Source organism: Rhizobium altiplani (assembly GCF_001542405.1).
GTDB classification, from domain to species: Bacteria; Pseudomonadota; Alphaproteobacteria; order Rhizobiales; family Rhizobiaceae; genus Rhizobium; species Rhizobium altiplani.
Map to the genome: position 1 here is coordinate 1 of NZ_LNCD01000148.1, position 23,561 is coordinate 23,561.

Consider the following 23,561-nt stretch of genomic DNA (forward strand, 5'->3'; position numbering starts at 1 on the left):
AAGGTGCTTGCGTTTCAATGAGGGAACCGGAACGTGATTGCTGCCCGTACTGTTCGGACACTTGCACCTTTGCTCGTCGCGGCAGTTCTTGCCAGCTGCGGTCATCCAAGCGGAGTCATGGCCCCTGTTGCGCTATCGGCGGCAACGCAGAATACCTCAAAGGTCAGCATGCTGGTCGCAACCACGCGCGAACCTTCCGGCGACCCGGCGACGCTCTTCACCGGCGAACGCAGCCCAAAGCCCTACCTGACGGCGGTTGACGTCTCCATTCCGCCGAAACGGGCCTCAGGCACAGTCCAATGGCCGAAGCGTCTACCGCCCAATCCCGCAACCGATTTTGCGGTGACCAGCGTCAAGGAGATCGACACCGTTCCAGAGGGGCGCGCCTGGTTCCACCAGAACATCCAGGGCGGGCATGCGCTGGTCTTTGTCCACGGCTTCAACAACAAGTACGAGGATTCCGTCTTCCGTCTGGCCCAGATCGTCCACGATTCCGGGATGCAGGCGACCCCTATCCTCTTCACGTGGCCGTCACGCGCGCAGCTTACCGCCTATGAATACGACAAGGAGAGCACCAACTATTCACGCACGGCGCTCGAGCAGGCGCTGCGGACGCTAGCCGCCGACCCCGACGTCAAGGACATCACAATCCTCGCTCATTCAATGGGCACCTGGCTGACGATGGAATCCCTGCGGCAGATGGGTATCCGCGACGGACACGTGAACAGCAAGATTCACAACGTCATTCTCGCGTCCCCGGATATCGATATTCAGGTCTTTGCCAAGCAGTTCGCGGAGATGGGCACGCCGACGCCGAAATTCACGATCTTCGTGTCTCAGGATGACAAGGCGCTTGCGGTTTCAAGTTTCATCACGGGAAAGGTCTCGCGTTTGGGCGCGATCGATCCGACCGTTGAGCCCTATCGCTCGAAACTCGAAGCCGCCGGCATTACGGCCATCGATCTCACCAAGGTCAAAGGCGAAGGCCTGAACCACGGCAAGTTCGCCGAAAGTCCTGAAATCGTTCAGCTGATTGGCCAGCGGATCGTCACCGGTCAGACGCTGACGGATTCCAACGTCACGCTCGGCCAGGGACTCACCGCTGTCGTCGGCGGAACAGTGACGACCATCGGTAACGTCGCAGCCACGGCTGTCGCCGCGCCGGTCACGGTGCTTGAACAGCCGATGCGGGCCAAGAAGCGCCCTGTCGACGAAACCCTGCAAGGCGATCTCAAGCCGCAACCGTTGACCGAGTAGCAATCAGGCATTCTGTGCGCTGTTACGTCGTGACCCTCGTTTGTTACCGTAACGTACTTACCGACCAACGCTTTTCAGTGGGAATCTACGGCCGAGTTTGGCCTACCCACAATCAGGAGAGCGTAGATGTTGAATCACCTGCATGGACAAGGGAGATCGCAATGAGTGCATCTCTCTCAAAACGGCTTCGGCACGCCGGCGCAGCTTTGGCATTGGCGCTGGCCTCGACATCCCTCAGCTATGGGATCGCCCATGCGCAACAGGCGACGCCGGCTCAAGATACGACCAAACCGAATATACTCGTCATCTTCGGTGACGACATCGGCCAGACAAACATCAGCGCCTATTCGATGGGTGTCGTGGGCTACAAGACGCCCAATATTGATCGTATTGCCAAGGAAGGCATGCTGTTCACCGACTATTACGCCGAAAACAGCTGCACTGCCGGCCGCTCGACATTCATTACCGGCCAGGTCTGCCTCCGTACGGGTCTCTGCAAGGTCGGCATTCCCGGAGCAACGGTCGGCTTGCAGGCGCGTGACATTACCATCGCGCAGGCGCTGAAGCCACTCGGCTATGCAACCGGCCAGTTCGGCAAGAACCACCTCGGCGATCGCGACGAGTTCCTGCCAACGCAGCATGGCTTCGACGAGTTCTTCGGCAACCTCTATCACTTGAATGCCGAAGAAGAGCCTGAGCGTCCCTATTATCCAAAGAACGACCAGGCGTTCGTGAAAGCGAATTCGCCGCGCGGCGTCTTGCATTCGTTCGCTGACGGACGGGTCCAAGATACTGGCGCTCTTAATCGCAAGCGTATGGAAACGATCGACGATGAAACGACCGCTGCGGCGATCGATTTCATCCAGCGTCAGGCCAAGGAAGGAAAGCCCTTCTTCACCTGGATGAATACCACGCGCATGCACGCTTTTACCCATGTTCGGGATTCGATGCAGGGGCAAAGCGGCATGCCCGGCAACGAATATGCCGATGGCATGATCGAGCATGACGGCGATGTCGGGAAGCTCCTCAAGGCGTTGGACGATCTCAAGATCGCCGACAATACGATCGTCGTCTACACGACGGACAACGGCCCGAACCAGTGGTCTTGGCCAGATGCGGCGACGACCTCTTTCCGAAGCGAGAAGGATACCAACTGGGAAGGCGCCTTCCGCGTTCCGGCGATGGTTCGTTGGCCCGGCCACATCAAGCCGGGCGAGGTGTCCAATGAGATGATGTCCGGACTTGACTGGTTTCCGACCTTGCTTGCCGCAGCCGGCGATCCCGGCATCAAGGAACAGCTCCTCAATGGCGCAAGCATCAACGGCAATCAGTTCAAGGTCCATCTCGACGGTTACAACCAGCTTCCTTACCTGACAGGACAGCAGCCGAAGTCCGGACGCGAAGATTTCTACTATTTCAACGATGATGGAGAGGTCGTCGCTTATCGCTATGGCAATTGGAAGATCGTGTTCTGTGAACAGAGGGAGCCGGGCGGCTTCGTCGTATGGGCAAACCCCTTCACTTGTTTGCGTGCGCCGAAGGTCTTCAATCTGCGCATGGACCCCTTCGAGCGCGCCGACGTCGTCTCTGACCAGTATTATGACTGGCTGGCGAAGAATGCCTATCTCATCCAGTACGGCGTCTACCGAGTCGCCCCCTTCTTGCAGACGTTCAAGGACTATCCTCCAAGCCAGCGTTCCGCGAGCTTCAGCATCGATCAGATGGTCGACGCCTTGATGCGCTCGCTGGAGAGCCCAGCGTCAGGAAAATAGCAAAGCGGCGGCGGGCGGCTTTGCTTTTCAAGCAGCCGCCGCGCCAGCGATTCACCGGACGGCCAAGCCCCTGGCGACAGCCTTCCGGTGGCGAACTCTCCAGTCAGGTCAGGTGGCAACAAAAGCTGCCGAACGGCCCTGCAGCCACCTGAAGATGCACTCGATTGGCGGCGCGGGCAGCCGCATCGGCCCAACACTGCAACACCCGCCCCCTTCGACGCGCGGAAATCCATTGGCCGAGTTGAATTCATGGCCCACAGCAGCAGATTTACGCCTGATGTAACGTTTTGTGGAAGCCGTGTTACCGTAACGTACTTACGGGTAAGGCAAGACGCGGAATATTAAGGGCAGGCTTTCGGAGGCGACGATGGCACTGGCATTTGACGCAGAACACCGGCCGCAACGTCAGGGCGACGGCAATGGCGACCTAGTCTGGATAGCCGGCCGGACCTTCGTGATGGGGTCCAACGACCATTATCCGGAAGAGGCCCCGGCTCATCCTGTTGCCGTCGATGGCTTCTGGATCGAGGCGACGCCTGTCACGAACCGCAAATTCCAGGAATTCGTCAAGGCGACCGGCCACGTAACATTGGCCGAGAAGGCGCCCGACCCGAGGGACTATCCGGGCGCCCTGCCGAACATGCTTCGGGCCGGATCTCTTGTCTTCACACCGCCCAAATCGGTGAGTGGCGCAGATATCGCTCAGTGGTGGAAATTCAAGTTCGGGGCCAACTGGCGGCGACCCTATGGCGGCCTCAGCGACCTCCGCGGCAAGCTCGATCACCCGGTTGTCCATGTCGCCTACTCCGACGCGAAGGCCTATGCCGAATGGGCCGGAATGGATCTGCCGACAGAGGCCGAGTGGGAACTGGCCGCACGTGGTGGGCTTGACGACACTGAATTTGCCTGGGGCGACGAGCTTATGCCCGGTGGTGTTGCCATGGCCAACACCTGGCAGGGCACCTTCCCGACCCACAGCACGAAGCCTGACGGCAAGGACCGGACGACACCCGTGCGGTCGTTTGCGCCAAACGGTTACGGCGCCTATGACATGATCGGCAATGTCTGGGAGTGGACGCAGGACTATTGGTCGACGCGACATCCGCAGCCTGCGGCAAAGGCGTGCTGCATCCCCGAGAACCCGCGCGGCGGCGGAAAAGAGGCAAGTTACGATCCCAATCAGCCGAACATTCTTATCCCGAGGCGAGTATTGAAGGGCGGCTCGCATCTTTGCGCCCCGAACTACTGCCGGCGCTATCGTCCGGCAGCGCGCCACGCCGAGCCGGAAGACACGTCCACTAGCCACGTCGGCTTTCGCTGCATCAAACGCGTTGCAACATGATCAGGAGTGTCCGATGTCCCCGTCTGTGCGCTTCCTCCTGCTTTTCCTGCTGCTCCCGGTGAGCGCATTCGCGCAGGAGCTTCCCTCCTGGAACGATGGCAAATCGAAGCAGGCAATCGTCGACTTCGTCAAGAAAGTGACAACGCAAGGCGGCGCCGACTACGTGGCGCCCGAGGACCGCATCGCCGTATTCGACAACGACGGTACGCTCTGGACCGAGCAGCCGTTCTACTTCCAACTTGGCTTCATACTGGATCGGGTTAAGACGCTCGCTCCACAGCACCCCGAGTGGAAGGAAAAGGAGCCCTTCAAATCGATTCTGGCCGGTGATCTCAAGGGTATCGCAAAGAGCGGCGAACGAGGCCTCGTCGAGCTTGTGATGGAGACCCACGCCGGTCTGACGACCGACGATTTCCGCAACATCGTCATCGACTGGTTCGCCACGGCGAGACACCCGAAGACCGGCAAGCCTTACAACGAGATGACATTTCTGCCCATGCGCGAGCTGCTGGATTACCTGCGCGCCAATGGCTTCAAGACCTTCATTGTCTCGGGTGGCGGCGTCGAGTTCATGCGCCCGATGACCGAGAAAGCATACGGCATTCCGCCTGAACAAGTCGTCGGAAGCACGATCACGACGCAATACGCGCTCGTCGGCGACATCCCGGTTCTAAACCGCCTTCCGAAAGTCGACTTCGTTGACGATGGCCCCGGCAAGCCGGTGGGCATCAACAGATTCATAGGCAGGCGACCGATCCTTGCCGCAGGCAATTCGGACGGTGACTACGAGATGCTGCGCTGGGTAATGGCTGGCCAGGGACCGCACTTTGCAATGATCATTCATCATACCGACGCAGATCGCGAATACGCCTATGATCGCAAATCGGACTTCGGGAAGCTGGATAAGGCGCTCGACGAGGCGGAGAGCCGCAACTGGCTGCTCGTCGACATGAAAGCCGATTGGAAGAAGATTTACGCGTTTGATCAATAGCCTCCCGGCTGGCGTTTTCCAGCCACTCAACCGCTCTGTACCCCGCTATCAAACGAAAGGAACGGACAATGTCGGAACTCGTTGTGATCGGCTTCGATGCCATGGATGAAGCAGATAAGGTGTTGCTGAAACTTCACAACCTGAAGAAGGAATATCTGGTCGACCTCGAGGATGCGGTGGTCGTCGTGAGAGATGAAGCCGGAAAGGTCCATCTCAAGCAGAGCCTCAACCTGGCAGCAATCGGGGCCACATCGGGGCTCTTGTCCGGCTCACTCTGGGGCGCCCTGGTTGGTCTGCTGTTCCTCAATCCGCTCGCAGGCTTTGCGATCGGCGGGCTCGTCGGTGCAGGCACTGGCGCGATCTCCGGTTCGCTTTCCGACTATGGCATCAACGACGAATTCATCAAGTCTCTTGGCGGAACCATACCGAACTCCTCCTCCGCTCTCTTCGTGCTCATACGCAAGGTGCAGCCGGAAAAAGTCCTGGCAGAGTTCCAGGGGCTGCGTGGCCGCGTACTGAAAACCTCGTTGGCGCCGGACCAGGAGGAGAACCTGCGCAAGGCGCTCTCTGGAGGCTCAGACGAAGCGCCCGCCAAGCCAGCCAAACGCCGAACGACTGCTAAAGGGGCAGCCGACCAAAGTTAGACGGCGATCGATACCAGCCACGACTGTAAATCTACATGCAATATCGGCTCCGGGCGAGCCGCGCGCAAATGCGTGGCCCTTGCCGCCGTCACACGCTGCGAAATACCCGCGCGGAACTCGCTGCGCTGCCGGCGCGAACTCGCTACACGTTGCAGCGCCGGCTAAAAGGCAGTCGCTAGCCCCTCCGCCGTGAAGCGGGCGCCCGCTTTCGTTAGGCCTTCTTCGATGGATGCGGAAAGCAGCGGTTGATAGCGTCGCTGCGCCATTCTCTCGCGGAAGGTCGCCTCGAAATCCGGCGTGAGTTGCCGGAGTTCTGTAAGCCGCTGCGCCGCTTCATCCGACCCGAGTTGCCCGAGTGCGGCAACGCGCAAGACGCTGATCAGGAAATTCCTGTCACTTGCCTGCTCGGCGAGCAGCGAAGCCTCCGACCAATCTGTTCGCCGGTAAGCGTCGAGTGCGAGAACCAGGACCGCATCACGCGGAACGACATCGACTAATCTGCCGGCATCGCGCGCAAGAGAAACGCCCGCATCAAAATAGCCCAGCGCGAACAGTGCAAGACCAAGCTTTGCAGCTACATCGGGGCTGTTGGGATTGAGCGCGAGTGCGCGGTTGCCTGCGGCGATAGCCGCGTCGATCCTTCCACTGTAGAATTGCGACAACATCAGCGCCAGGTGCGCCCGGTCCGAAAGCGGCGACAACGAGACTGCCCGGTTGGCAAGCTCGAGCGCACGCGCAAGCTTGCTGTTGTCGGTGATCTCCGCCTGCCCCGCCGCCAGCAGCATCGCCAGCGCTGCTGTTGCGTCGGCATCGTAGCGGTTTGCCGCAATCGTTCTTTCCAGGCAATCGATCGTACGTGCGAGACCCGATGCCCGGCCGTCGTCCAACTCGTGTTCGGCCTGAAGGACGCATGCATTGCCAAGCGAGCCCTCAGCCATATCGTGTGCTTCGATATTGTTGATGATCCCGCGTGTAGCAGCAAAGCGGCGCGAGAGTTGCGCGACCAATTCCTCCCGGACCGACGCAACCGTCCTGCCACTGGTATCGACCCTCTCCAGACCGGATTTGAGAAGATCGCCCGTCGCCGTGTCGACGACCTGCCACCAGATACTGCGATCGTCGCCATCACCGTAATATTTCATATCGATTGCGTAGGCGTTCGATCTGGCCGGGCGAAGCACCGAGGCAAGCGGCCTTTCGCGCCGATCGGCTTGCGAAACCGTCAGAGTCTGAAATTGGGTAAGGGCGGTCAGCAACATATCGCGAGTGACAGCGGCCTCGTCACGCAACCCTTCATCCACCGCAGTCAGCGTGACTGTGACTGTAGGCTTGGCCGTTGTCACGGTGCGCGCGCCATAAACGGTGATACCGGTGCCTACGACCACGACCATCAGCAGCGCCAGGGTTGCAGCGAGCCGCAAGGTCGCCCAGGAGCCGGCTTGGATATTCGGCGCAACCGCTGAAACGGGCAACGGGGGAACCAGCTTTACGGGTTCGCCCCAGGTCGTTGCGGGATGCTCTCGATCATCGATGCCTGGGGATGCACCGGTGGACCGCGTGAAAATCGCAATATAGCGCCCTCTCGGCAATTGAACCGTGACCCCACCATCTTCACCGAAAGCCTCGTAATACTGGCTGAGCGAGGATCGCAATCGGCTGAGCTCGATGCGAACAATGGGATCGAGTGACGGATCGAAATTGCTTTGTCGGCCAAGCACGTCAATGGCGATAGAATAGGCCTTCACGCCCTCGGCGCGCCCAGCGAATTGCTGTTCCGCGATATATTTAAGGATGCTGCGGCTTCTTTCGGTGGCCCTGAACCGCTCGTCGGCGAGCAGACGCTCCAGTTCTGCGCTGGCTTCCGAGCATGAAACGTCATGAGCCCAGCCTTCGTATTCCTTAGCCTTCATTGCCGCCCCGCTACGCAATGCTCAATGCCAAGTAGAACAGATGGGCTTGCCTCGCAGAAAACAAGGGGTTGCAACACAAAACGCTAACAAAACCAAAACGTGACCGACATTGGTGCGAGCTGGTCGGTCCTATTCCAGGCCGCCGCCTCCGCGCTCACGACAGTACTTGATCACGTCTGCCTCGATCTCTGCGCAGACCATTTCATACTCATGGACCATCGCGTGGTTCATGTCGCCGGCACTGCTCCTCAGCCGGTCGAGGGTGGAGCTAGCATCCTCATAGGCCTCGCAGAGGCTGCCAAGAGATTCCGACTTCTCCCCGATCAGTTGAAGCCGCCCGCGGACCGAGGGCAGCTTCAGCATCAAGCGGTGTAACCCTCGCCGCTCGGCATCGGAAGGCGTTCGTGCCCCGTCGTGTTCCTTGCCCATGAAGACCACCCCGGCCTCAGTCGGCTTCGTTTGAACGATCTTAGCGAGCCAGTGGCGTGGCGGAAGTACGCAACGGTAACAGACCCGCGTTAATAGCGGCCGCCAAGCCTTGTTACCTTGGCATTTACGTTGCGTACCGCGTGGAACGCAACAAGAGTGCTGCAAGTTGGGCCTGTTTGGTCACGCGGCCGGGATCAGTTCAAATGAGCGGCATCAGCGTGAACAGTTCCTGAGCACGATTGACGCCGCGCAAGACATGCTGGCCGATCGAATGCAGGCTGTCCATTTGTGAGGGTGCAACGATTGCCGCAAAACTCGCCGACATCAGCAAGCGGCTCTGCAGCGACCGACAGAGCGAGACAATTCGGCTGACCTCGTTGACGGCAGGTCCGATGACCGTAAAGTCGAGGCGATCTTCACTGCCGATGTTGCCGTAAAAGACCTCGCCGAGATGGAGCCCGAGATAGACGTCAGTCACCGGTCTCCCCTCGATACGGCGCTGCGCATTGAGGTCGAGTAGGCGCCGGTCGAGCAGCGACCGGGCATTCAGCGCCGCCGAACAGGCCTCGTTTGGCCGCCTGCCCTTGAAAATCGCCAACGTGCCGTCGCCCATCAGCTTGAGCACTTCGCCGCCCGCTTCCTGCACCGACGAGATCACTGCATCCGCATAGTCGTTGAGCATCGGAATAATCTCTTCCGGATCGACTGTGTCCGAGATGTGCGTGAAGTTGGCAAGGTCGGAAAACCACAGCGCGGCCGATATGCGGTCGCTTTGACCGCGGGTGATCTTGCCGTGCAGTACCTGGTTGGCCGCATCCTGCCCCAGATAGACCTTGGCAATCGTGCCGGCAACGCCGCTAATCGTCACGCATTTGACGGCCAGCGCCAGGCAGGGAAGCAGATCGCGCAATACCGCGACGTCACGATCGGAGAATCCATCCTTCGCTCGCGTGGCAAAGTGGGAGAAGAAGCAGTCAATGTCTCCGATCGTACCACCATCGCCGAAGCGATGCGCAATGGCGATGAAGTCTGTGAAACCAGCAGCCTTCAGATCGTCCAGCAGGTAGAAATCGGTCGCGTCACCATTGCTCAGGCTTCTGCGGACCTCGACGGACCCCGTCGTCTCCAAATGATGGAATGCGGAGCGGAGCCAGTTGTCGGCGATCGCTCCGGCACCGGAAAAGCCGTATTCCGACACCCGCTCGATCGGCTCTCGGCTGTCCCAGCGGAAAGCTCGGCGTTCATAGACCGGATGCAGAGTGTCCATGACGGCAACGGAACGCTCGACCGGCAGTCCGTTCGCACCACACCGTTCACAGAAGCCGGCGAGCAGGTCCGCTTCGGCCATGCCCTTGAGCCCGCTCTGCATCAGCCAGGTGGTGATTTCTATGACGTGGCGGTCGTCCACGGCTGTCTCCTAGAACCGGGCGTCATTTTGCTTTTCTTAAGCCGAATGGCTTCGTATCCGGTCATCGCGGGACGCCCAGACCGGTGAACTTACAGTTTTGCGAAGGCGGCTCTTGAAGCCGCCTCGGGTCAATTAACGATGGTGACGCTTGCAGTGCGACCGGCGACAAGCGCCGTGTCGTCGGGCAGCGCATCGAGCGCCACGCGTACGGGGACGCGCTGAGCCAGCCGCACCCAAGTGAAAGTCGGAGTTACGTTAGCGAGCTGCGCGCTGCTGGTATCGCTGCGTTCGCGATCCTCTATGCCGCCCGCGACGCCATCGACATGCCCCTTAAGAGGCGTTTTGCTGCCCATCAGATAGACGAGCGCAGGATCGCCGACCTTGATGCGGTCCAGCTTGTTTTCTTCGAAATAGCCGGCGACGTAGTAGGAATCGCTGTCGATCAGGGCGGTAACGGCGGTGCCCGCAGTAACATAATTGCCCGGCTGCATGGAGAAGTTGGTGAGCACGCCGTTGACCGGCGCCCGCACCACGGAACGGTCGAGATTGAGCTGAGCAGTGTCACGGCTGATCACGGCCTGGTTGTAGGCGGCCTCGTCCTGCTGGACTGTCGTCTCAGCCTGCTGGATCTTCTGCCGTGTCACCGAGCTCTCGCCAAGTTTGCGATAGAGCTCGAGGTCGCTTCTCGCCAGGTCGAGTGCCGCCTTGCTGCTTTCCATCTGCGCTTCGGCCTGGCGCAAGGCGAGCGTAAAACGCGCCTGATCGATACGGAAGATCACGTCGCCCTTGCGAACAGTCTGATTGTCCTTTGCATCGACTTCACTGACGATCCCGGAGACATCGGCGGCTAGGCGTACGACGTCCGCGCGAACTTTGCCGTCGCGGGTCCATGGTTCGTCCATGTAGTAGTCCCACAAATGCCAGCCGAGCACTCCCGCCAAAGCGACCATGACGCCGGTAACCAGGAAGCGACCGGAATGAGCGAGAAGCGATTTCATAGTGACACCTTATTCAAAGATAGCGCGATGGCGCCGAGCAGGCAGAAATACATGGCCGTGTCGAAGAGCGGTCGATGCCAGACCAAACGATAGAAGCCGACATACGCCAGTGCACTCCGCAGGATGGCGTTGAGGAGGTAAGCGGCGAATGCGATCGCGCCGAGCGTTGGGAGAAAGACCCCGTAAATATCGATATCCGGCCTCATGCCGCATGTTCCTTTGCAGTTCCGGCTGTCGCGCCCGTGACAGCCTGAGCGAGGGAGGCTGCATCCGGGTAGAGAGTGTATCTGAGCGCTGTCATCGAGCGGCGCGCGCCCTCGATCGCCGACGACCGGCCGGCCTCAATCAGTGCTGCGAGCGACTGGTCCAGTGTCGTCAGTAGGTTTCCGTCGGGTTGAGCATCCCGGCTCTTCTGCTTCTGCTGATAATAAGCCGCAACGCCCGACAGCACGTTCTCGATCGGCTCGCGCTTGTCGCGCGAGACAAGCTGCTTGTGGCGTTGGAGCTCCAGCGTATTGAGGCCGTTCCGCAAATCCCGCAGGATATCGGTCTGAGCGACGGCGGACTCGGCCGGGATCATCGCCAGGCGCGGGGCAACCAGGCCAAACCGGTCGACCATCCGGTAAAGCAACTTCGTGAAGTCGACGTCCTCAGGGCGACGCGCCGCAGTGACGATATCGGTCCAGCCCGAGCGCAGCAGCCGGTAGGCGGTCCATTCTGCACCGACAGAACGAACAAGAACGGTCGTCCCGCAGGCGATCACCATGCCGATGATCATGGCCGCGTTCGAATTGAGGAAGGAGGCGAGATCCAGGCTCAAGCGATCCTGCAGCGTCAGCATGTTCGGCAGGTTCACGCAGAAGCCCATGCCGTAGAGAGCGAGCGATGGCTTGGTCATCAACAACCCCGCTGGCACCAGGACCAATCCAAGTGCTGCGGCAAGCTCGACATAGGTATGGATCAACGGCATCAGGCCGAACTCGAAAACAAACGCTGCGATCACGGTGACGATCGCCACATTGACGAACTTGATCATCATCGGCGCGGGATCGTCCATCGATGAAAAGATGCAGCAGAGCACGCCTGCCATCATCGCGGCGGCGCTGCCTTGCGGCCAGCCGGTATAGATCCAGAGGGCTGTGGCAATGAACGTCGCCAGCATCACGGATAGGCCGGAGTGAACGGCCATGCCGTAGTCCTTGTGGATCGGCGCGCGATCGAACGACGTGCCGAAGCGGCGCCAACGAAGATCGTGATGCGATCCGGATTGGATATCCTCGCGCAGACTGAGACAGTCGCCCCAGATCTGCACCAGATCGCGGATGCGTGCGGTGAAGTTGTGAGCAAGAAGCCCATTCCACTCCTGTTGCTCGCGTCCCTCCTCCTCAGCCTTCGCTATCAGGGCAAGGAGGTGCTGGCGCTTATCCTCGGCAAGAGGCGCACCGTTTTCGAGCAACGCGCTGACTTCGGTTACGAGTGCAGTGATGGCGGGTGTGAATTTGCCCGCCGTCGCCTTGTCGAGCGCGTGCAGCACGTCAGCCAACCCTGAAACGACAGGCAGCATAGCAACCATGCGCTGCTGCAGCATTCGGGTGCGACCGACCATATCGCGCAGTGCCGAAGTGTCGTAGGCCACGTGAGTGGTAAAGCTGTGGAGGTCGACTGCGTCGGCAGCCAGCCGTCGGGCTGCCGCCAGAAGCGAAGGATCGCGTCCCCTGCCCTCCAGCGTGCCAATGGCGAGCTCGGCGCCGTCTCGCAGCCAGGCATTGATGCGCGCGGCCAGAACCGGCCCTGCATGCCGGGGAAAGAAGATACGATTGACAACCGCCGCACAGATGATGCCGAGCGCGATTTCCTCGACGCGGGCAGTTGCATAGGTAAAGGCCGTGTCCGGATTTGCGACGATCGGGAATCCGGTGAGAGCGGTCGTGTAGCCCGCCAGCATGAAGCTGTAGCTCCGTGGCGTCCGGTCGAGCAGACTGACGCCGAGGCAAAAGGCCATCCACAGCGCAATCGCAAGCGTCAGCATTTCAGGCGAATTGACGAGGTTGGGGATCAGGATCACCGTGACCGTACCGCCGAGTGCGGTGCCAATCAGTCGGTAGAGCGCCTTCGACGTACTCGCCCCGGACAGCGGATGGGCCACGATGTAAACCGTGCCGACCGCCCAGTATGGGTTTGGCAGGTCGAAGCAAAGCGCAAGGCCAAGCGCCAGCATTGCGGCGGCGAAGGTCTTGATGGAAAAAACGACGTCTCCCAGACTGGGATCGGTCGCGTTCTTGCTACTCGTCATTTTCCTGTATTCCGGATAGGGCCGCGGTTTTCGCCGCGATGGCGCGCAGGACTTCCAGGGCGGCCCCGACCTGTTCAGGATCGAGGTCGCCAAGGATCTGTGCTCGCAGCTCCGCCGCACAGCTTTCGGCGCGCTCGGCGACCGCTGTGCCTCCTCCGGTGAGTTGCACCAGCTTGATGCGACGGTCCGCCTCATCGGGGACCCGGCGGATCAAGCCGTCATTTTCCAAACTATCAAGAACCCGCACGAGCGTCGGCCCTTCCACACCGACCCGTTCGGCCAGAACACCCTGTGGGATCCGGTCGCCATGCCGAAGCAGCGCAATCAACGGCGCCGCGCTGGCATCGGATAGATTGTGCTCGGTCAGAATGGCGTTCAAAGCGCGACGCCACCCGCGCCCGCAGATCATAAGCAATGGTGCGAACTCCGCCCAGGTTTGTGTCTGATTCGTTGTCATGGAAATTAGATAACATCCTATCGATTAGAATTCAATGATATTGTTGGGCGCATGACGATTGTGGTTAGCGGATCGTTTTTTTGCCCAGCAATTGCGGGACTTTCTGTTCGACACTGCCGGCGACCAATCATAATTTGCCGCGACGCCGACATTGCATGCCCGGAGGCTAGGCAAGGTAGCTCACACGGAAATGTCATTTGCGAGCTAGGCTCGCTCGCTGAGGAGCAAACTTCATTCGGCATTTCGAAATCGGCACATATTAGCAGCGCCGGAAGTGCCATATTAGCGCATGCGAAGCCGCCGTTTTTCTTTTTGACGCAACCGCACTGCACTTAACCTTACCGGCCAACCACTCCATTAGCATCCCCTTGAAAACGCAGGGGATTGTGGCACGTCGCAGCCATGACAAACATCCGCACTCCGAAATGCGCGCAGCGCCGATTGATGGCAGCCAACAACAATTGAACGAAGCTTGGCACCGCAGCAAAGCCTGCGCAATTCTACGGCTCAATTGATCGGCGATGCAGGCGAAAGGTTAGTTCTGCGGCGTGTTTCTGAAGGCTTCCGCTTCCGCGTAGAACTTCTTTTCCCATGCCTTGTGATTGTCCAACCCCTCACGAATGAAGGGCGTGAAAACGGCAAGGTTCATCAGCGTCCAGTTCACAAAGCGCGCCGGGAACTTCAACGGCTTCACGAAATCGATAAAGAGCACCACGCGCGTCTCGTCGGTATGGTTCCACGCCTCATGCTCGTAGGCGTCGTCGAAGATCAGCGCCTTTCCTTCCTGCCAACGGCAGATCTGATCCTTGACCCGGATGGCAAGCTTGTCGGCAGGCTCCGGTACGATCATCCCGAGATGCAGGCGAAGAACGCCATTGTAAGGTCCGCGATGAGCCGGCAGATGCTTTCCGGGCTCGAAGATCGAGAACATGGCGGTTTTCAATCCCGGGATCTTCTGCACCGCCTCCCAGGTTTGCGGGCATGCCCTGATATTCTGTTCCGACCTCACGCCAAACCCGACGAGGAAGAAGGTCTTCCAGCCACTATCGCTTGAGATCGTCTTCACATCAGTCGAGATGTCATGGAATGACGGCAATTCACTCTGCCGCACGAGCACGCGGTCCAGCTCGGACCGTATCTCCGGCCACGCCTTCTCAACCTCGGCGACCCAAGGGAATGTCGCGTTATCATAGACCGGCGGGTTGCCGAGCCTGGCATATTTGAAGTTCAGCTTTTCCGCCCACGCGACGATACCCATGAAGAAGCGCGTAATTGCGCTTGGTCGACCCATCGGCGTGATGCCGGCAGTGTTAAGGGATTGGTCCCTGGACTGGGTAGGTTTGCCGGAAAGACCTGAATCGGTGGTGCGGTCGGTCATGAGTGGTCCAATGCGTGGAACAAGCGGCCCAAAGCTCAAAGAAATATGGACAGGACCGCATGTTTCGCAAGATCGCGCAGGATGAGGTCAAATGTCGCGACGACATATAGGGGACCCGCGGCGCAGGACATTTACCCGCATCTGCCCGCCTTCGGGCAAGATCAATGCGAGATGGACTTCGAGAAGAGGTTGACCACGAGCACGCCGGTGATAATCAGCCCGAGCCCTACGATCGCCGGCGCATCGAGCCGCTGCTTGAAATAGACGAGCCCGACCCCGGATATCAGCACGATGCCGAGCGCGCTCCAGATCGCATAGGCGATCCCGACGGGGATGATCTTCAAGGTCATAGACAGGCAATAGAATGCTGTCGCGTAGCAGACGACCACCACGAGCGTCGGTCCTACGCGGGTGAACTGCTGCGACAACTGCAGCGCCGTCGTGCCGATGACCTCGAGCGCGATCGCAGCAAAGAGCAGCGCATAGACGGCAGCTGGAGCCATGGTGGACCTACCCTACTTGTTGGCCAATTCGACGAGACGGGAGATGAGCGCCTGGCGGTCGCCGCCGCTGTCATGACTGCCGAGCATGTCGGCAAGCCAGAGCCCATCGGCCGCAAATCGAACGATCTGCGCATCGACGGACGAATCCGTGCCGACATATTCCTCCGTCCGCTCCTGCACCCACTCACGCCAGCGCTGCCGAAGCCTTGGCTCGGCGAGCAGCGCCATGGTGACCTGAGCCCAATGGGCGGCCTCGTCGGGCTTATCCCTAAGATCGGCGACGGCATGCAGATAGGCCCGGCTGAAGCGGCCATGCGGGGTAGGGTCTTCGCGCATGCGCTCGTCAATATCGGCGTCGAAGCGATCCAGGAGACTTTCGAAAAGGGCGTCCAGCAACGCGTTCTTCGTCGGGAAATGGTGCAGTAGCCCACCCTTGCTGACGCCTGATGCGCCGGATACGGCATCCAGTGTCAGTGCGGCCATGCCCTGCTCCATCGTGAGGCGAGCGGCCACGTCCAGCAGCTGCTGGCGCACGACAAGGGGCTGTTTGCGGCGATGATGAGCGAGTGACATGCCAACAGAAGATACCGTCCAGACGGTTTTGTCAAGCCAACTCATATTCGACTGTCTGTGCGGATGGCGAATTGCCGCGTGCTGATCCAAGCGGTTGCAGTCCCGCTCCCCGCAGTGCATTAAGAGTCCGATTTCGAGGAATGGAACCGTGACGGAAAATGTCATTACGCTTTATGAGGCGATTGGCGGCGACGAGGCCGTCCGCGCCCTGTGTCGCCGCTTCTATGAGCTGATGGATACGCTGCCGGAGGCACAGCACGTTCGCGCCGTCCATCCGCCGACGCTGGAAGGCAGCGAGGAGAAATTCTACGAATACCTGACTGGATATTTCGGCGGCCCGCCGCTCTACACCGACAAGCGCGGTCACCCACGCCTCAGGAGCCGGCATTTCGTTGCCGAGATCGGTCCGGTGGAACGCGACGAGTGGCTACATTGCTTCCGTCGCGCGCTCGAGGAAACCATCGCCAATCCGAAGCTGCGCGAGATCATCCTGCCCCCCATCGAACGCCTCGCATATCACATGCAGAACAAGGAACACGGATGACCATGACGCTGAACGCGCGTATTGCGCCGCTGTTTTATCTGCTTGCCGGCTTGTTCGGATTTGCCGGCGTGGCGCTGGCCGCGGCCGCAGCGCATGGCGGCGGCGACGCGCATCTTCTCGCTTCGGCTTCGGCAATGTGCCTGGCGCACGCCCCCACCCTGTTCGCCCTCGCGATCGGCGCCGAAAAACTTAAGACGGCGTGGCTTGCCGGCATACTGATAGGGGTCGGCACGCTTCTGTTTGCCGGGGATCTCGTTGTTTTGCGCTACGCTGGCTCCGGCCTGTTTCCGCTGGCGGCCCCCTCCGGCGGATTTGCCATGATGTTCGGCTGGCTGGCGATCGCCGTGGGCGCTTTCATTCGCCGAGGCTGATCGATCAGCTGACGGGGATGCGCCCAAACCGCAGCAGGTTGCCATGCGGGTCATGGATATAGAACTCTTCCATGCCCCACGGCCGTCGCTCAAGTGCGGTCAGACGCGCCACCCGCTTCGCCTGATACTCTGCATGGAGCGCAGCGATCCGACGGCCACGCAGATAGACGGACGTCGCTTCGCATAACGCCCGGTCGCGCGCCAGCCAGAAATGCAACTCCATCTCGTTCCGGCGGAGGATCAGATAGTCCGGAGATTGGTGGATGATCCGGTCGAAGCCGAGCTGGTCGCGATAAAAGGCCAGCGTTTCATCGAGATCAAGCGATGGCAAGACCGGCAGGACTTCGACACGATCCGGATCCTGTTCGGTCATTTCAGATGCCAGCAACCACGGTGAAGCCTTCAAAAACCGGAGGCCCCTTATACATTGCCTTGCGTTCACCAGCGTTGCGGTGCGCGGCGCGGAAGTTTTCGGACTTCGTCCAGTTCAGGAAGTCGTCCTCGCTTTGCCAGAGCGTGTGCGAGGAAAACAGCGTGTAGTCCTCTTCCGCATTCGTCTTGCCCCGCAGCAGCCGGAATTCAACAAAGCCAGGAACCTGCGAGAGGCTGGAATCGCGGTCGCGCCATACATTCTCGAAGTCTGCCTCGGATCCAATCGCAACCTTGAAGCGGTTCATTGCAATATACATGGGTGATCCCTACGCTTTGCTTTTCGCAGCGACGCGCGAAGGCGCGAAGGCTACAACATTATTGCCGTTTGCGGCCTCCAGACCAAGCGGCTTTTCAGGCTGTTGGCCAGGCAACCGTGCCTCCCAGAGGGGAAACTCCGATACGTTGGGATAGTCCCTGCGCCGCTCGGCATTCCGGAGCAGCAGTTCGTAAAGCTCCGGCACAAGGCCGTCGCCTCTTTGGGCGGCGATCTTGTGCAGGCCGATCATCATGACCCCACCGGGGCGTTCTTCATTCATCGGGAATTGTCTCGTTCGTTCATTGTCTGCAACGCACGTTCCAGACTGGACTTGCTGCCGTTTCGAAGCGGGATGAAGGCCTTGCCGAACTTCTTGCAGCCGGTCTTCACGCGCAGGCAGGCATCGTGGCTGATACAGTCGATCGGGCAAAAGACGCAGTCGACCGAGGGAAGTACGGTGTCGATGCGGGAGACCGCCTCGCGCAAACCGCCGTCGTGATGGATCAGCTCTGCCCCGAAATCGCTTGCGATCTGGCGAAGATGCGCCACCTGGCAGTCCCGTCCGCCGACATACAGGAAACTGCGTCCATCAAGTTTGGACCGCCCCGACGTTTCCTGAACCGTCTGAGCATCAGCGTTAACGCGGATCTCGCGGTTGGAACCCTTCTTCGTCTTTCGAGCCATTGCCCACCCGTTCGCTCGTTGATCGTCACACGATTCCTGCGTGTGCCGGGGGACCTTATTAAACTTGATTTTTAGAGTAAAGTATAAAGTTGATTATAGAAGTCATATTTTATCAATGGCCCGTCACCTGGACGTCCTGGCTGAACGACCAGACCGGCTTGCCCCACTCGACAGGGAGCGGAGGGAACGGAGCAGCGCGGCGGATGCCCTCGACAACAGCCTGATCCAGCTCCGGAATACCGGAGCTGCGCGCGATCGAAAGACCGCTCAGATCGCCGCTGGCGCCGATTGTCAGGCGAACGCGAACGCTCATGGATGTGCTCATGCGCTTGTACTCCGACGGCACCCTGACCGAGCGACGAATCCGGGATTGTACCTTGCCGGGATAATTGGCGACGGCCGCGCTCCCCGCACCGCCACTGCTGCCAGCCCCACGCGAATTCTGGTTCGATGTTGCCGTCTCGGTCCCGTCGGCGGACCCTCTCTTGGAATCCTGCTCGTTTTCACCGCCGGATCCTGCGGATGGTTGAGCCTTCTTCGGCGGCTCCTTCTTCTCGATCGGCTTCTTGACGGGCTTTTCCGCTTTCAGCTTGCGCTCCGGTGTTGGTTTATCCGGCTCGGGAGCGACCGCCGCCGTTTCCACCGGCTGAACCGGCTTGATCTCTTCCGGCGCCGCTTGAGCAACCGGAGGCGTTTCCGCAGGCACCTCGAGCGGCACTTCTGTCGCCATCGGCTGCAGGAAGGACGTCTCGGCCGATGAGAGCGAAGTCAAAACCTCCGGTTCCGCGGCAACGATGCTCTCCGGTGAAACGCGCGTAACCTCTTGTGTAGGCGCAACGGTTACCGGCTCGGTGGTCACCGTTTCCGTCGGCGTCGCTGCCGTCGGCTGGACCGTCTGAGTCTGCGCGGTCTCGGCTACGATCTGCTCGGGCTGCTGCTCCTCAGCCTTCTCGCCCGCCGCCGCTTGGTCCGCTTCCGAATCGCCAAGGATAATGACGCTCACGACTTCGCCGGCCTCTTCGACCGGATCGTGCGGTGTGACCACAAATCCGACCACCAGCATCGCGATGACGGCCGCATGGCAGGCAAAGGAACTGAGGCAAGCCATCACCACATTGCGCTGAGGTGGTTTCGCGTTCTCTTCCCTTTCGGCGCTCGCCTCCAGCGACGGCGCGGTTGCGACGGTGCTGCTCGCACTCTGCGGAGCCTGCGGGAAGGATTCGATCAACGCCAGGCGCGCGTAGTGTAGGGAAGCTTCGGCGGCTGGCTGGCGTGGCACATTGCGAAGATCGGACAATTCATGTCCGGGATGCATGCCGGGATTGTTGTCGTTCATTCCGCCGTCAGCGACCGGTTCCTCGACGAGAATGACTCTCGATTTGGATTTTGCTGAAACTGCCATTTGTGCCTGCCTCGGCCAGTTGAAACAGAAAACCGTCGGCTGTCATGCCGGCGAACCACTCAACCCTCGAAGGGAACGGAAACCTGTGAACGAGTGACAAGGCCCTTCATGCACTCTCCCGAGGCCGGCCCGTCGCAGACTGGCGCGTCGTTGATCAGCAAGCGCGTCACGCTCTCGCAGTTGACGTTCGGCATGTCGAACTGGCGCACACGCTTCTTGCCTTGCGGCAGATCGCGGAAGTCCAGCACGGTAACCCGGTCGACCGCGTTCTTGTCGTTGAAGAAAGCAAGCTCGAAGGAGATTTTGCTGATTGGCGCGGCAAGATTGTTGAGCGCAACGAAGGTCATCATGCAGCCCTTCTGTGATGGCGCCAGACCGTTCAACTCGACCTCAAGGCCCTTGGCCGGCGACGCTGCAGCAGCGTCCTGAGCAAAGACCTGCGATGCGCTCGCAACCACGATCAGACCGCTCGTCAAAAGCGCTGCAACCTTGCTCACTGCCATTCCTTCCATCAATAAACTCTAAAACTTGACTTCTAAACTCCGCTATTGCGTCATTAAAAAATGATGACTATGAAAGTCAAGATAATTATGGATTTTCCGGGCGTTTGGACGCCGCGGATCGAGCGGAAATAGCCGACCGAAATGATGGTTGAGAAGCCAGATAGCTTTAGTCACGCGTCGCCGCAGCGCGAACCAACGGCAGAAATGCGCGTTCTGGAAAGTGCGGACATTTTTCGCGGGGCGACCGAGATCATGATCCGTCACGACGGCGTGGTCTACCGCATGAAAATCACCCGTCAGGGCAAACTCATTCTCAACAAGTAGGGCTAGGACATGACTGAAACCACGAAACCGGCTCCCGCCGACATACGCGCATTTCGCGCGGAGAATCCGAAGATGCGCGAGCGCGATATCGCCGCACAGCTTCAGATTTCGGAAGCTGCTCTCGTTGCGGCCGAAGTCGGCATCACCGCAACCCGCATCGACGGCAGCGCCGTGAAGCTCCTGGAGCGGGTCGCTGAACTCGGCGAAGTCATGGCCCTTTCCCGTAACGAAAGCGCCGTTCACGAAAAGATCGGCGTTTACGAGAACATCACCGCCGGGCCGCACGCCTCGATCGTGCTCGGGGAAAACATCGACCTGCGCATTTTTCCAAACCGCTGGGCGCATGCTTTTGCCGTCTCCAAGAAGGACGGCGACCAGGAGCGACTCAGCCTGCAGTATTTCGACAAGGCAGGCAACGCGGTTCACAAGATCCATCTTCGCCCGGACTCGAATGTCGAAGCCTATCGCGCCATCGTCCGGGATCTGACGCTCGACGATCAGTCGCAAGAATTCAACGCTGATCCGACGCCCTCATCGATGGATGAGAGCGGCGAGGTCACCCGCGATGAACTGCGGGAGCACTGGAGAAAGCTCACCGACACGCACGAGTTCTTCGGCATGCTGCGCAAGCTGAAGATCGGCCGCCGAGCCGCCGTTCGCACCGTCGGCGACGACTACGCGTGGCAACTCGACAACACGGCAACGGCGGAGATGATGCACGCTTCGGTCAAGGCCGGTCTGCCGGTCATGTGCTTCGTGGCAAACAACGGCATCGTGCAGATCCATTCCGGCCCGATCTTCAACGTGCAGCCGATGGGTCCGTGGATCAATATCTTCGACCCGACCTTCCACCTGCATCTTCGGCAGGATCACATCGCCGAGATCTGGGCGGTACGCAAGCCGACAAAGGACGGCCATGTAACCTCGCTCGAGGCCTACAATGCCGAGGGCGAAATGATCATCCAGTTCTTCGGCAAGCGCAAGGAAGGCACCGATGAGCGCGACGATTGGCGCTCGATCATGGAAAACCTGCCGCGCGCAGGAACCAGCGTCGCGGCATGAGCAAGGGGATAACGATGCGTAAGGCACCGCGCAGCAAGCGGCTTCGGGCAATGGCGTTTTCAGCCACGGTTATTGGGCTGTCGCTGGCTCCGGTCTCGAATGCCCCGGCCGCTGAAAAACTGAATACGACGCGCCTTGTGTCCGTTGGCGGCGATGTCACAGAGATCATCTACGCACTCGGTGAGCAGGACCGGTTGATCGCGCGCGACACGACCAGCCTGTATCCCGAAGCGGCAACAAAGCTGCCCGACGTAGGCTACATGCGCGCGCTATCGCCGGAGGGCATCCTCGCCATGAACCCGACGGCGATCATCGCCATCGAGGGATCCGGGCCACCGGAAGCGATGAACGTGCTCAAGAGCGCGAGCGTCCCCTTCGAGACCGTGCCCAACGCCTATACCCGCGAAGGCATCCTCGCCAAGATCGACCGGGTCGGCGATCTCCTCGGCCAGCCCGACAAGGCAAAGGCGCTAGAGGAAAAGGTGCGTGCGGATCTTGACGTGGCAATCGCCGACGCCGCCAAGCGCCCCGAAGGCGAGCGGAAGCGCATCCTCTTCATTCTGAGTATGCAAGGAGGAAAGATCATGGCCTCCGGAACCGGCACGGCAGCCGATGGCATCATCAAGCTGTCCGGTTCCGTCAATGCCGTCGGCAATTTCCCGGGCTACAAGCCGCTAACCGACGAGGCGATCGTGGAAGCCAAGCCTGACGTCATCTTGATGATGAACCGCGGCGACGGGTCAGCCACCAAGGATGAAGATCTTCTGAAGCAGCCCGCGCTGGCCCTGACACCCGCGGCGCAAAACAAGGCAATCATTCGCATGGACGGCCTCCACCTGCTTGGGTTCGGCCCGCGCACCGCGAGCGCCGTCCGTGAGTTGAACGCAGCGATCTACGGAAGCTGATAATGGCTCTGCAGGACGCCATCGGACAGAAGCGCTCCATGTTTTCGCTGACAGGTCTGCGGGAGCTTCAAAGGGCGGGTGATCGCAGTCGCCTCGCGCTGCTGGCAATCGTTCTGCTTGCCGTCGGGTCCGTCCTGTCCCTGTTATTCTCAGTGACAACGGGTGCTTCCAACGCCTCGTTCCTCGACGTCATCGCCAACATGGCCGGCTCGGACGATGCGCTGAACGCAAGAGACCGGATCATCATCTTCGATATCCGAATGCCCCGCGCGATCCTGGGTTTCCTGGTGGGCGGCTCGCTTGCCGTCTCGGGCGCCATCATGCAGGGCTTGTTCCGCAATCCGCTTGCGGATCCCGGGCTCGTCGGCGTGTCCTCCGGCGCGAGCCTCGGTGCCGTGGTGATCATCGTGCTCGCCAGCACCTTTGCCGCGCCGCTTTACACGCTGCTCGGCATCTACGCGCTGCCGATCGCAGCCTTCTGCGGCGGACTTGCCAGCACGTGGCTGCTCTACCGGATCGCAACCGGGAACGGCCAGACCTCAGTTGCCACGATGCTGCTTGCCGGCATCGCGCTCGGCTCGCTTGCCGGCGCGCTCACGGGCCTCCTGATCTACATGGCCAACGATCAGCAACTCCGCGACCTCACCTTCTGGGGGATGGGATCGCTTGCCGGGGCGACATGGGCAAAGATCGCCGCCGCCGGCCCGATCATTCTTCTCTCCTTTGCGGCGATACCCTTCATGGCCCCTGGCCTGAATGCCATCACTCTCGGTGAGGCTACAGCCTTTCACATGGGCGTCCCTGTTCAGCGGCTGAAGAACATCGCCATCGTCACCGTCGCCGGGGCGACGGGTGCTTCGGTCGCAGTCAGCGGCGGCATCGGCTTCGTCGGCATCGTCGTTCCGCATGTTCTGCGCATGTCGATCGGCCCCGATCACCGCTTCCTGCTGCCAGCTTCGGCGCTTCTCGGCGGCTCGCTGCTGATTTTTGCCGATGTTCTTGCCAGGACCATCGTCGCGCCGGCCGAACTGCCGATCGGCATCATTACGGCCGCCGTCGGCGGCCCGTTCTTCCTTTGGATTCTGTTGCGGCATCGCGCACGCCTTGCCCTTTGAGTATTGAG

27 protein-coding genes are annotated in these 23,561 nt (G+C 60.2%); 11 read left to right on the forward strand and 16 right to left on the reverse strand.

Going from position 1 to position 23,561, the window contains the following annotated elements; genetic code table 11:
• Positions 1-117 precede the first annotated feature (117 nt).
• The 5 genes from AS026_RS37750 (at position 118) to AS026_RS37770 (ending at position 6,006) form a co-directional block, all read left to right on the forward strand.
• Positions 118-1,257 (forward strand): alpha/beta hydrolase, encoded by a 1,140-nt coding sequence (locus tag AS026_RS37750; protein ID WP_062376225.1) that lies wholly within the window; start codon positions 118-120, stop codon positions 1,255-1,257.
• Positions 1,258-1,418: 161 nt separating this feature from the next.
• On the forward strand, positions 1,419-3,029 hold the full coding sequence (locus tag AS026_RS37755; protein WP_062376227.1) for an arylsulfatase: 1,611 nt from the start codon (positions 1,419-1,421) through the stop codon (positions 3,027-3,029).
• Between the two features lie 367 nt (positions 3,030-3,396).
• Entirely contained in the window at positions 3,397-4,371 is a 975-nt protein-coding gene (locus AS026_RS37760) for a formylglycine-generating enzyme family protein (protein ID WP_062376230.1), read from the forward strand.
• Positions 4,372-4,384: 13 nt separating this feature from the next.
• On the forward strand, positions 4,385-5,362 hold the full coding sequence (locus AS026_RS37765) for an HAD family hydrolase (protein ID WP_025660178.1): 978 nt from the start codon (positions 4,385-4,387) through the stop codon (positions 5,360-5,362).
• A 68-nt stretch (positions 5,363-5,430) separates the two neighbouring features.
• Complete coding sequence (locus AS026_RS37770) at positions 5,431-6,006, forward strand: DUF1269 domain-containing protein (RefSeq protein WP_025660177.1); 576 nt, start codon at positions 5,431-5,433, stop codon at positions 6,004-6,006.
• A 161-nt stretch (positions 6,007-6,167) separates the two neighbouring features.
• Here AS026_RS37770 and AS026_RS37775 read toward each other — a convergent pair whose 3' ends face one another.
• The 10 genes from AS026_RS37775 to AS026_RS37825 all read right to left on the reverse strand — a co-directional run bounded on the left by AS026_RS37775 (position 6,168) and on the right by AS026_RS37825 (position 15,955).
• On the reverse strand, positions 6,168-7,916 hold the full coding sequence (locus AS026_RS37775; protein WP_062376232.1) for a tetratricopeptide repeat protein: 1,749 nt from the start codon (positions 7,914-7,916) through the stop codon (positions 6,168-6,170).
• A 129-nt stretch (positions 7,917-8,045) separates the two neighbouring features.
• Positions 8,046-8,354 (reverse strand): hypothetical protein, encoded by a 309-nt coding sequence (locus AS026_RS37780; protein ID WP_037216317.1) that lies wholly within the window; start codon positions 8,352-8,354, stop codon positions 8,046-8,048.
• Positions 8,355-8,544: 190 nt separating this feature from the next.
• Entirely contained in the window at positions 8,545-9,753 is a 1,209-nt protein-coding gene (locus tag AS026_RS37785; RefSeq protein WP_062376234.1) for an adenylate/guanylate cyclase domain-containing protein, read from the reverse strand.
• Between the two features lie 128 nt (positions 9,754-9,881).
• Positions 9,882-10,751 carry an efflux RND transporter periplasmic adaptor subunit gene (locus AS026_RS37790; protein WP_062376237.1) on the reverse strand — a complete coding sequence of 290 codons (870 nt, stop codon included), beginning with the start codon at positions 10,749-10,751 and terminating at the stop codon, positions 9,882-9,884.
• A complete protein-coding gene (locus tag AS026_RS37795; RefSeq protein ID WP_018116956.1) occupies positions 10,748-10,957 on the reverse strand; it encodes a DUF1656 domain-containing protein in 210 nt (69 codons plus the stop codon). Before AS026_RS37795 ends, AS026_RS37790 begins: the two co-directional genes overlap by 4 nt.
• The gene (locus tag AS026_RS37800; RefSeq protein ID WP_062376239.1) at positions 10,954-13,044 is read right to left on the reverse strand and encodes an FUSC family protein; all 2,091 of its coding nucleotides are present in this window, start codon (positions 13,042-13,044) and stop codon (positions 10,954-10,956) included. The genes AS026_RS37795 and AS026_RS37800 overlap by 4 nt, the downstream gene beginning before the upstream one ends.
• On the reverse strand, positions 13,034-13,501 hold the full coding sequence (locus AS026_RS37805) for a MarR family winged helix-turn-helix transcriptional regulator (protein ID WP_018116954.1): 468 nt from the start codon (positions 13,499-13,501) through the stop codon (positions 13,034-13,036). Before AS026_RS37805 ends, AS026_RS37800 begins: the two co-directional genes overlap by 11 nt.
• A 535-nt stretch (positions 13,502-14,036) precedes the next feature.
• On the reverse strand, positions 14,037-14,879 hold the full coding sequence (gene olsC / locus AS026_RS37815; RefSeq protein WP_082728684.1) for an ornithine lipid ester-linked acyl 2-hydroxylase OlsC: 843 nt from the start codon (positions 14,877-14,879) through the stop codon (positions 14,037-14,039).
• Between the two features lie 161 nt (positions 14,880-15,040).
• Complete coding sequence (locus tag AS026_RS37820) at positions 15,041-15,382, reverse strand: DMT family transporter (protein WP_018116951.1); 342 nt, start codon at positions 15,380-15,382, stop codon at positions 15,041-15,043.
• A gap of 12 nt (positions 15,383-15,394) precedes the next feature.
• Entirely contained in the window at positions 15,395-15,955 is a 561-nt protein-coding gene (locus AS026_RS37825) for a TetR/AcrR family transcriptional regulator (protein WP_026371931.1), read from the reverse strand.
• 148 nt (positions 15,956-16,103) lie between these two features.
• On the opposite strand from AS026_RS37825, the gene AS026_RS37830 reads away from it, so the two are divergent.
• Together AS026_RS37830 and AS026_RS37835 are read left to right on the forward strand one after the other, a co-directional pair.
• A complete protein-coding gene (locus AS026_RS37830; RefSeq protein WP_062376241.1) occupies positions 16,104-16,499 on the forward strand; it encodes a group II truncated hemoglobin in 396 nt (131 codons plus the stop codon).
• Positions 16,500-16,501: 2 nt separating this feature from the next.
• Positions 16,502-16,870 (forward strand): DUF423 domain-containing protein, encoded by a 369-nt coding sequence (locus tag AS026_RS37835; RefSeq protein WP_025660167.1) that lies wholly within the window; start codon positions 16,502-16,504, stop codon positions 16,868-16,870.
• A 4-nt stretch (positions 16,871-16,874) separates the two neighbouring features.
• Here AS026_RS37835 and AS026_RS37840 read toward each other — a convergent pair whose 3' ends face one another.
• From AS026_RS37840 to AS026_RS37865, 6 genes are all read right to left on the reverse strand, one after another.
• The gene (locus AS026_RS37840; RefSeq protein ID WP_062376244.1) at positions 16,875-17,243 is read right to left on the reverse strand and encodes a bleomycin resistance protein; all 369 of its coding nucleotides are present in this window, start codon (positions 17,241-17,243) and stop codon (positions 16,875-16,877) included.
• A 1-nt stretch (position 17,244) separates the two neighbouring features.
• A complete protein-coding gene (hmuQ, locus tag AS026_RS37845; RefSeq protein WP_025660166.1) occupies positions 17,245-17,559 on the reverse strand; it encodes a heme-degrading protein HmuQ in 315 nt (104 codons plus the stop codon).
• A 9-nt stretch (positions 17,560-17,568) separates the two neighbouring features.
• Positions 17,569-17,838: a hypothetical protein gene (locus AS026_RS37850; protein ID WP_025660165.1), complete on the reverse strand. Its 270-nt coding sequence runs from the start codon at positions 17,836-17,838 to the stop codon at positions 17,569-17,571.
• Positions 17,835-18,242 (reverse strand): DUF2325 domain-containing protein, encoded by a 408-nt coding sequence (locus AS026_RS37855; protein ID WP_018116944.1) that lies wholly within the window; start codon positions 18,240-18,242, stop codon positions 17,835-17,837. The genes AS026_RS37850 and AS026_RS37855 overlap by 4 nt, the downstream gene beginning before the upstream one ends.
• 112 nt (positions 18,243-18,354) lie before the next feature.
• On the reverse strand, positions 18,355-19,644 hold the full coding sequence (gene tolA / locus AS026_RS37860) for a cell envelope integrity protein TolA (protein WP_062376247.1): 1,290 nt from the start codon (positions 19,642-19,644) through the stop codon (positions 18,355-18,357).
• 59 nt (positions 19,645-19,703) lie between these two features.
• Positions 19,704-20,147: a hypothetical protein gene (locus AS026_RS37865; protein WP_025660163.1), complete on the reverse strand. Its 444-nt coding sequence runs from the start codon at positions 20,145-20,147 to the stop codon at positions 19,704-19,706.
• 141 nt (positions 20,148-20,288) lie between these two features.
• Here AS026_RS37865 and hemP point away from each other — a divergent pair, with 141 nt between their 5' ends.
• Genes hemP through AS026_RS37885 form a run of 4 tightly spaced genes read left to right on the forward strand, consistent with a single transcriptional unit; the run spans position 20,289 to position 23,553 of the window.
• The gene (gene hemP / locus AS026_RS37870; RefSeq protein ID WP_018116941.1) at positions 20,289-20,471 is read left to right on the forward strand and encodes a hemin uptake protein HemP; all 183 of its coding nucleotides are present in this window, start codon (positions 20,289-20,291) and stop codon (positions 20,469-20,471) included.
• A gap of 9 nt (positions 20,472-20,480) precedes the next feature.
• Positions 20,481-21,533, forward strand: a complete 1,053-nt coding sequence (locus AS026_RS37875; RefSeq protein WP_062376249.1) for a hemin-degrading factor — start codon at positions 20,481-20,483, stop codon at positions 21,531-21,533.
• An 8-nt stretch (positions 21,534-21,541) separates the two neighbouring features.
• Positions 21,542-22,438, forward strand: coding sequence for a heme/hemin ABC transporter substrate-binding protein (locus tag AS026_RS37880; RefSeq protein WP_062376303.1), 897 nt, complete (start codon positions 21,542-21,544; stop codon positions 22,436-22,438).
• A gap of 2 nt (positions 22,439-22,440) precedes the next feature.
• Complete coding sequence (locus tag AS026_RS37885; RefSeq protein WP_018858255.1) at positions 22,441-23,553, forward strand: FecCD family ABC transporter permease; 1,113 nt, start codon at positions 22,441-22,443, stop codon at positions 23,551-23,553.
• Positions 23,554-23,561 lie beyond the last annotated feature (8 nt).

Excerpts from the sequence above, each read along its gene's own strand:
- AS026_RS37750 (WP_062376225.1), top strand. The coding sequence starts at position 118 with ATGGCCCCTGTTGCGCTATCGGCGGCAACGCAGAATACCTCAAAGGTC.
- AS026_RS37755 (WP_062376227.1), top strand. The coding sequence starts at position 1,419 with ATGAGTGCATCTCTCTCAAAACGGCTTCGGCACGCCGGCGCAGCTTTG.
- AS026_RS37760 (WP_062376230.1), top strand. The coding sequence starts at position 3,397 with ATGGCACTGGCATTTGACGCAGAACACCGGCCGCAACGTCAGGGCGAC.
- AS026_RS37765 (WP_025660178.1), top strand. The coding sequence starts at position 4,385 with ATGTCCCCGTCTGTGCGCTTCCTCCTGCTTTTCCTGCTGCTCCCGGTG.
- AS026_RS37770 (WP_025660177.1), top strand. The coding sequence starts at position 5,431 with ATGTCGGAACTCGTTGTGATCGGCTTCGATGCCATGGATGAAGCAGAT.
- AS026_RS37775 (WP_062376232.1), bottom strand. The coding sequence starts at position 7,916 with ATGAAGGCTAAGGAATACGAAGGCTGGGCTCATGACGTTTCATGCTCG.
- AS026_RS37790 (WP_062376237.1), bottom strand. The coding sequence starts at position 10,751 with ATGAAATCGCTTCTCGCTCATTCCGGTCGCTTCCTGGTTACCGGCGTC.
- AS026_RS37795 (WP_018116956.1), bottom strand. The coding sequence starts at position 10,957 with ATGAGGCCGGATATCGATATTTACGGGGTCTTTCTCCCAACGCTCGGC.
- AS026_RS37800 (WP_062376239.1), bottom strand. The coding sequence starts at position 13,044 with ATGACGAGTAGCAAGAACGCGACCGATCCCAGTCTGGGAGACGTCGTT.
- AS026_RS37805 (WP_018116954.1), bottom strand. The coding sequence starts at position 13,501 with ATGACAACGAATCAGACACAAACCTGGGCGGAGTTCGCACCATTGCTT.
- olsC (WP_082728684.1), bottom strand. The coding sequence starts at position 14,879 with ATGACCGACCGCACCACCGATTCAGGTCTTTCCGGCAAACCTACCCAG.
- AS026_RS37820 (WP_018116951.1), bottom strand. The coding sequence starts at position 15,382 with ATGGCTCCAGCTGCCGTCTATGCGCTGCTCTTTGCTGCGATCGCGCTC.
- AS026_RS37825 (WP_026371931.1), bottom strand. The coding sequence starts at position 15,955 with ATGTCACTCGCTCATCATCGCCGCAAACAGCCCCTTGTCGTGCGCCAG.
- AS026_RS37835 (WP_025660167.1), top strand. The coding sequence starts at position 16,502 with ATGACGCTGAACGCGCGTATTGCGCCGCTGTTTTATCTGCTTGCCGGC.
- AS026_RS37840 (WP_062376244.1), bottom strand. The coding sequence starts at position 17,243 with ATGACCGAACAGGATCCGGATCGTGTCGAAGTCCTGCCGGTCTTGCCA.
- hmuQ (WP_025660166.1), bottom strand. The coding sequence starts at position 17,559 with ATGTATATTGCAATGAACCGCTTCAAGGTTGCGATTGGATCCGAGGCA.
- AS026_RS37850 (WP_025660165.1), bottom strand. The coding sequence starts at position 17,838 with ATGAATGAAGAACGCCCCGGTGGGGTCATGATGATCGGCCTGCACAAG.
- AS026_RS37855 (WP_018116944.1), bottom strand. The coding sequence starts at position 18,242 with ATGGCTCGAAAGACGAAGAAGGGTTCCAACCGCGAGATCCGCGTTAAC.
- tolA (WP_062376247.1), bottom strand. The coding sequence starts at position 19,644 with ATGGCAGTTTCAGCAAAATCCAAATCGAGAGTCATTCTCGTCGAGGAA.
- AS026_RS37865 (WP_025660163.1), bottom strand. The coding sequence starts at position 20,147 with ATGGCAGTGAGCAAGGTTGCAGCGCTTTTGACGAGCGGTCTGATCGTG.
- hemP (WP_018116941.1), top strand. The coding sequence starts at position 20,289 with ATGATGGTTGAGAAGCCAGATAGCTTTAGTCACGCGTCGCCGCAGCGC.
- AS026_RS37875 (WP_062376249.1), top strand. The coding sequence starts at position 20,481 with ATGACTGAAACCACGAAACCGGCTCCCGCCGACATACGCGCATTTCGC.
- AS026_RS37885 (WP_018858255.1), top strand. The coding sequence starts at position 22,441 with ATGGCTCTGCAGGACGCCATCGGACAGAAGCGCTCCATGTTTTCGCTG.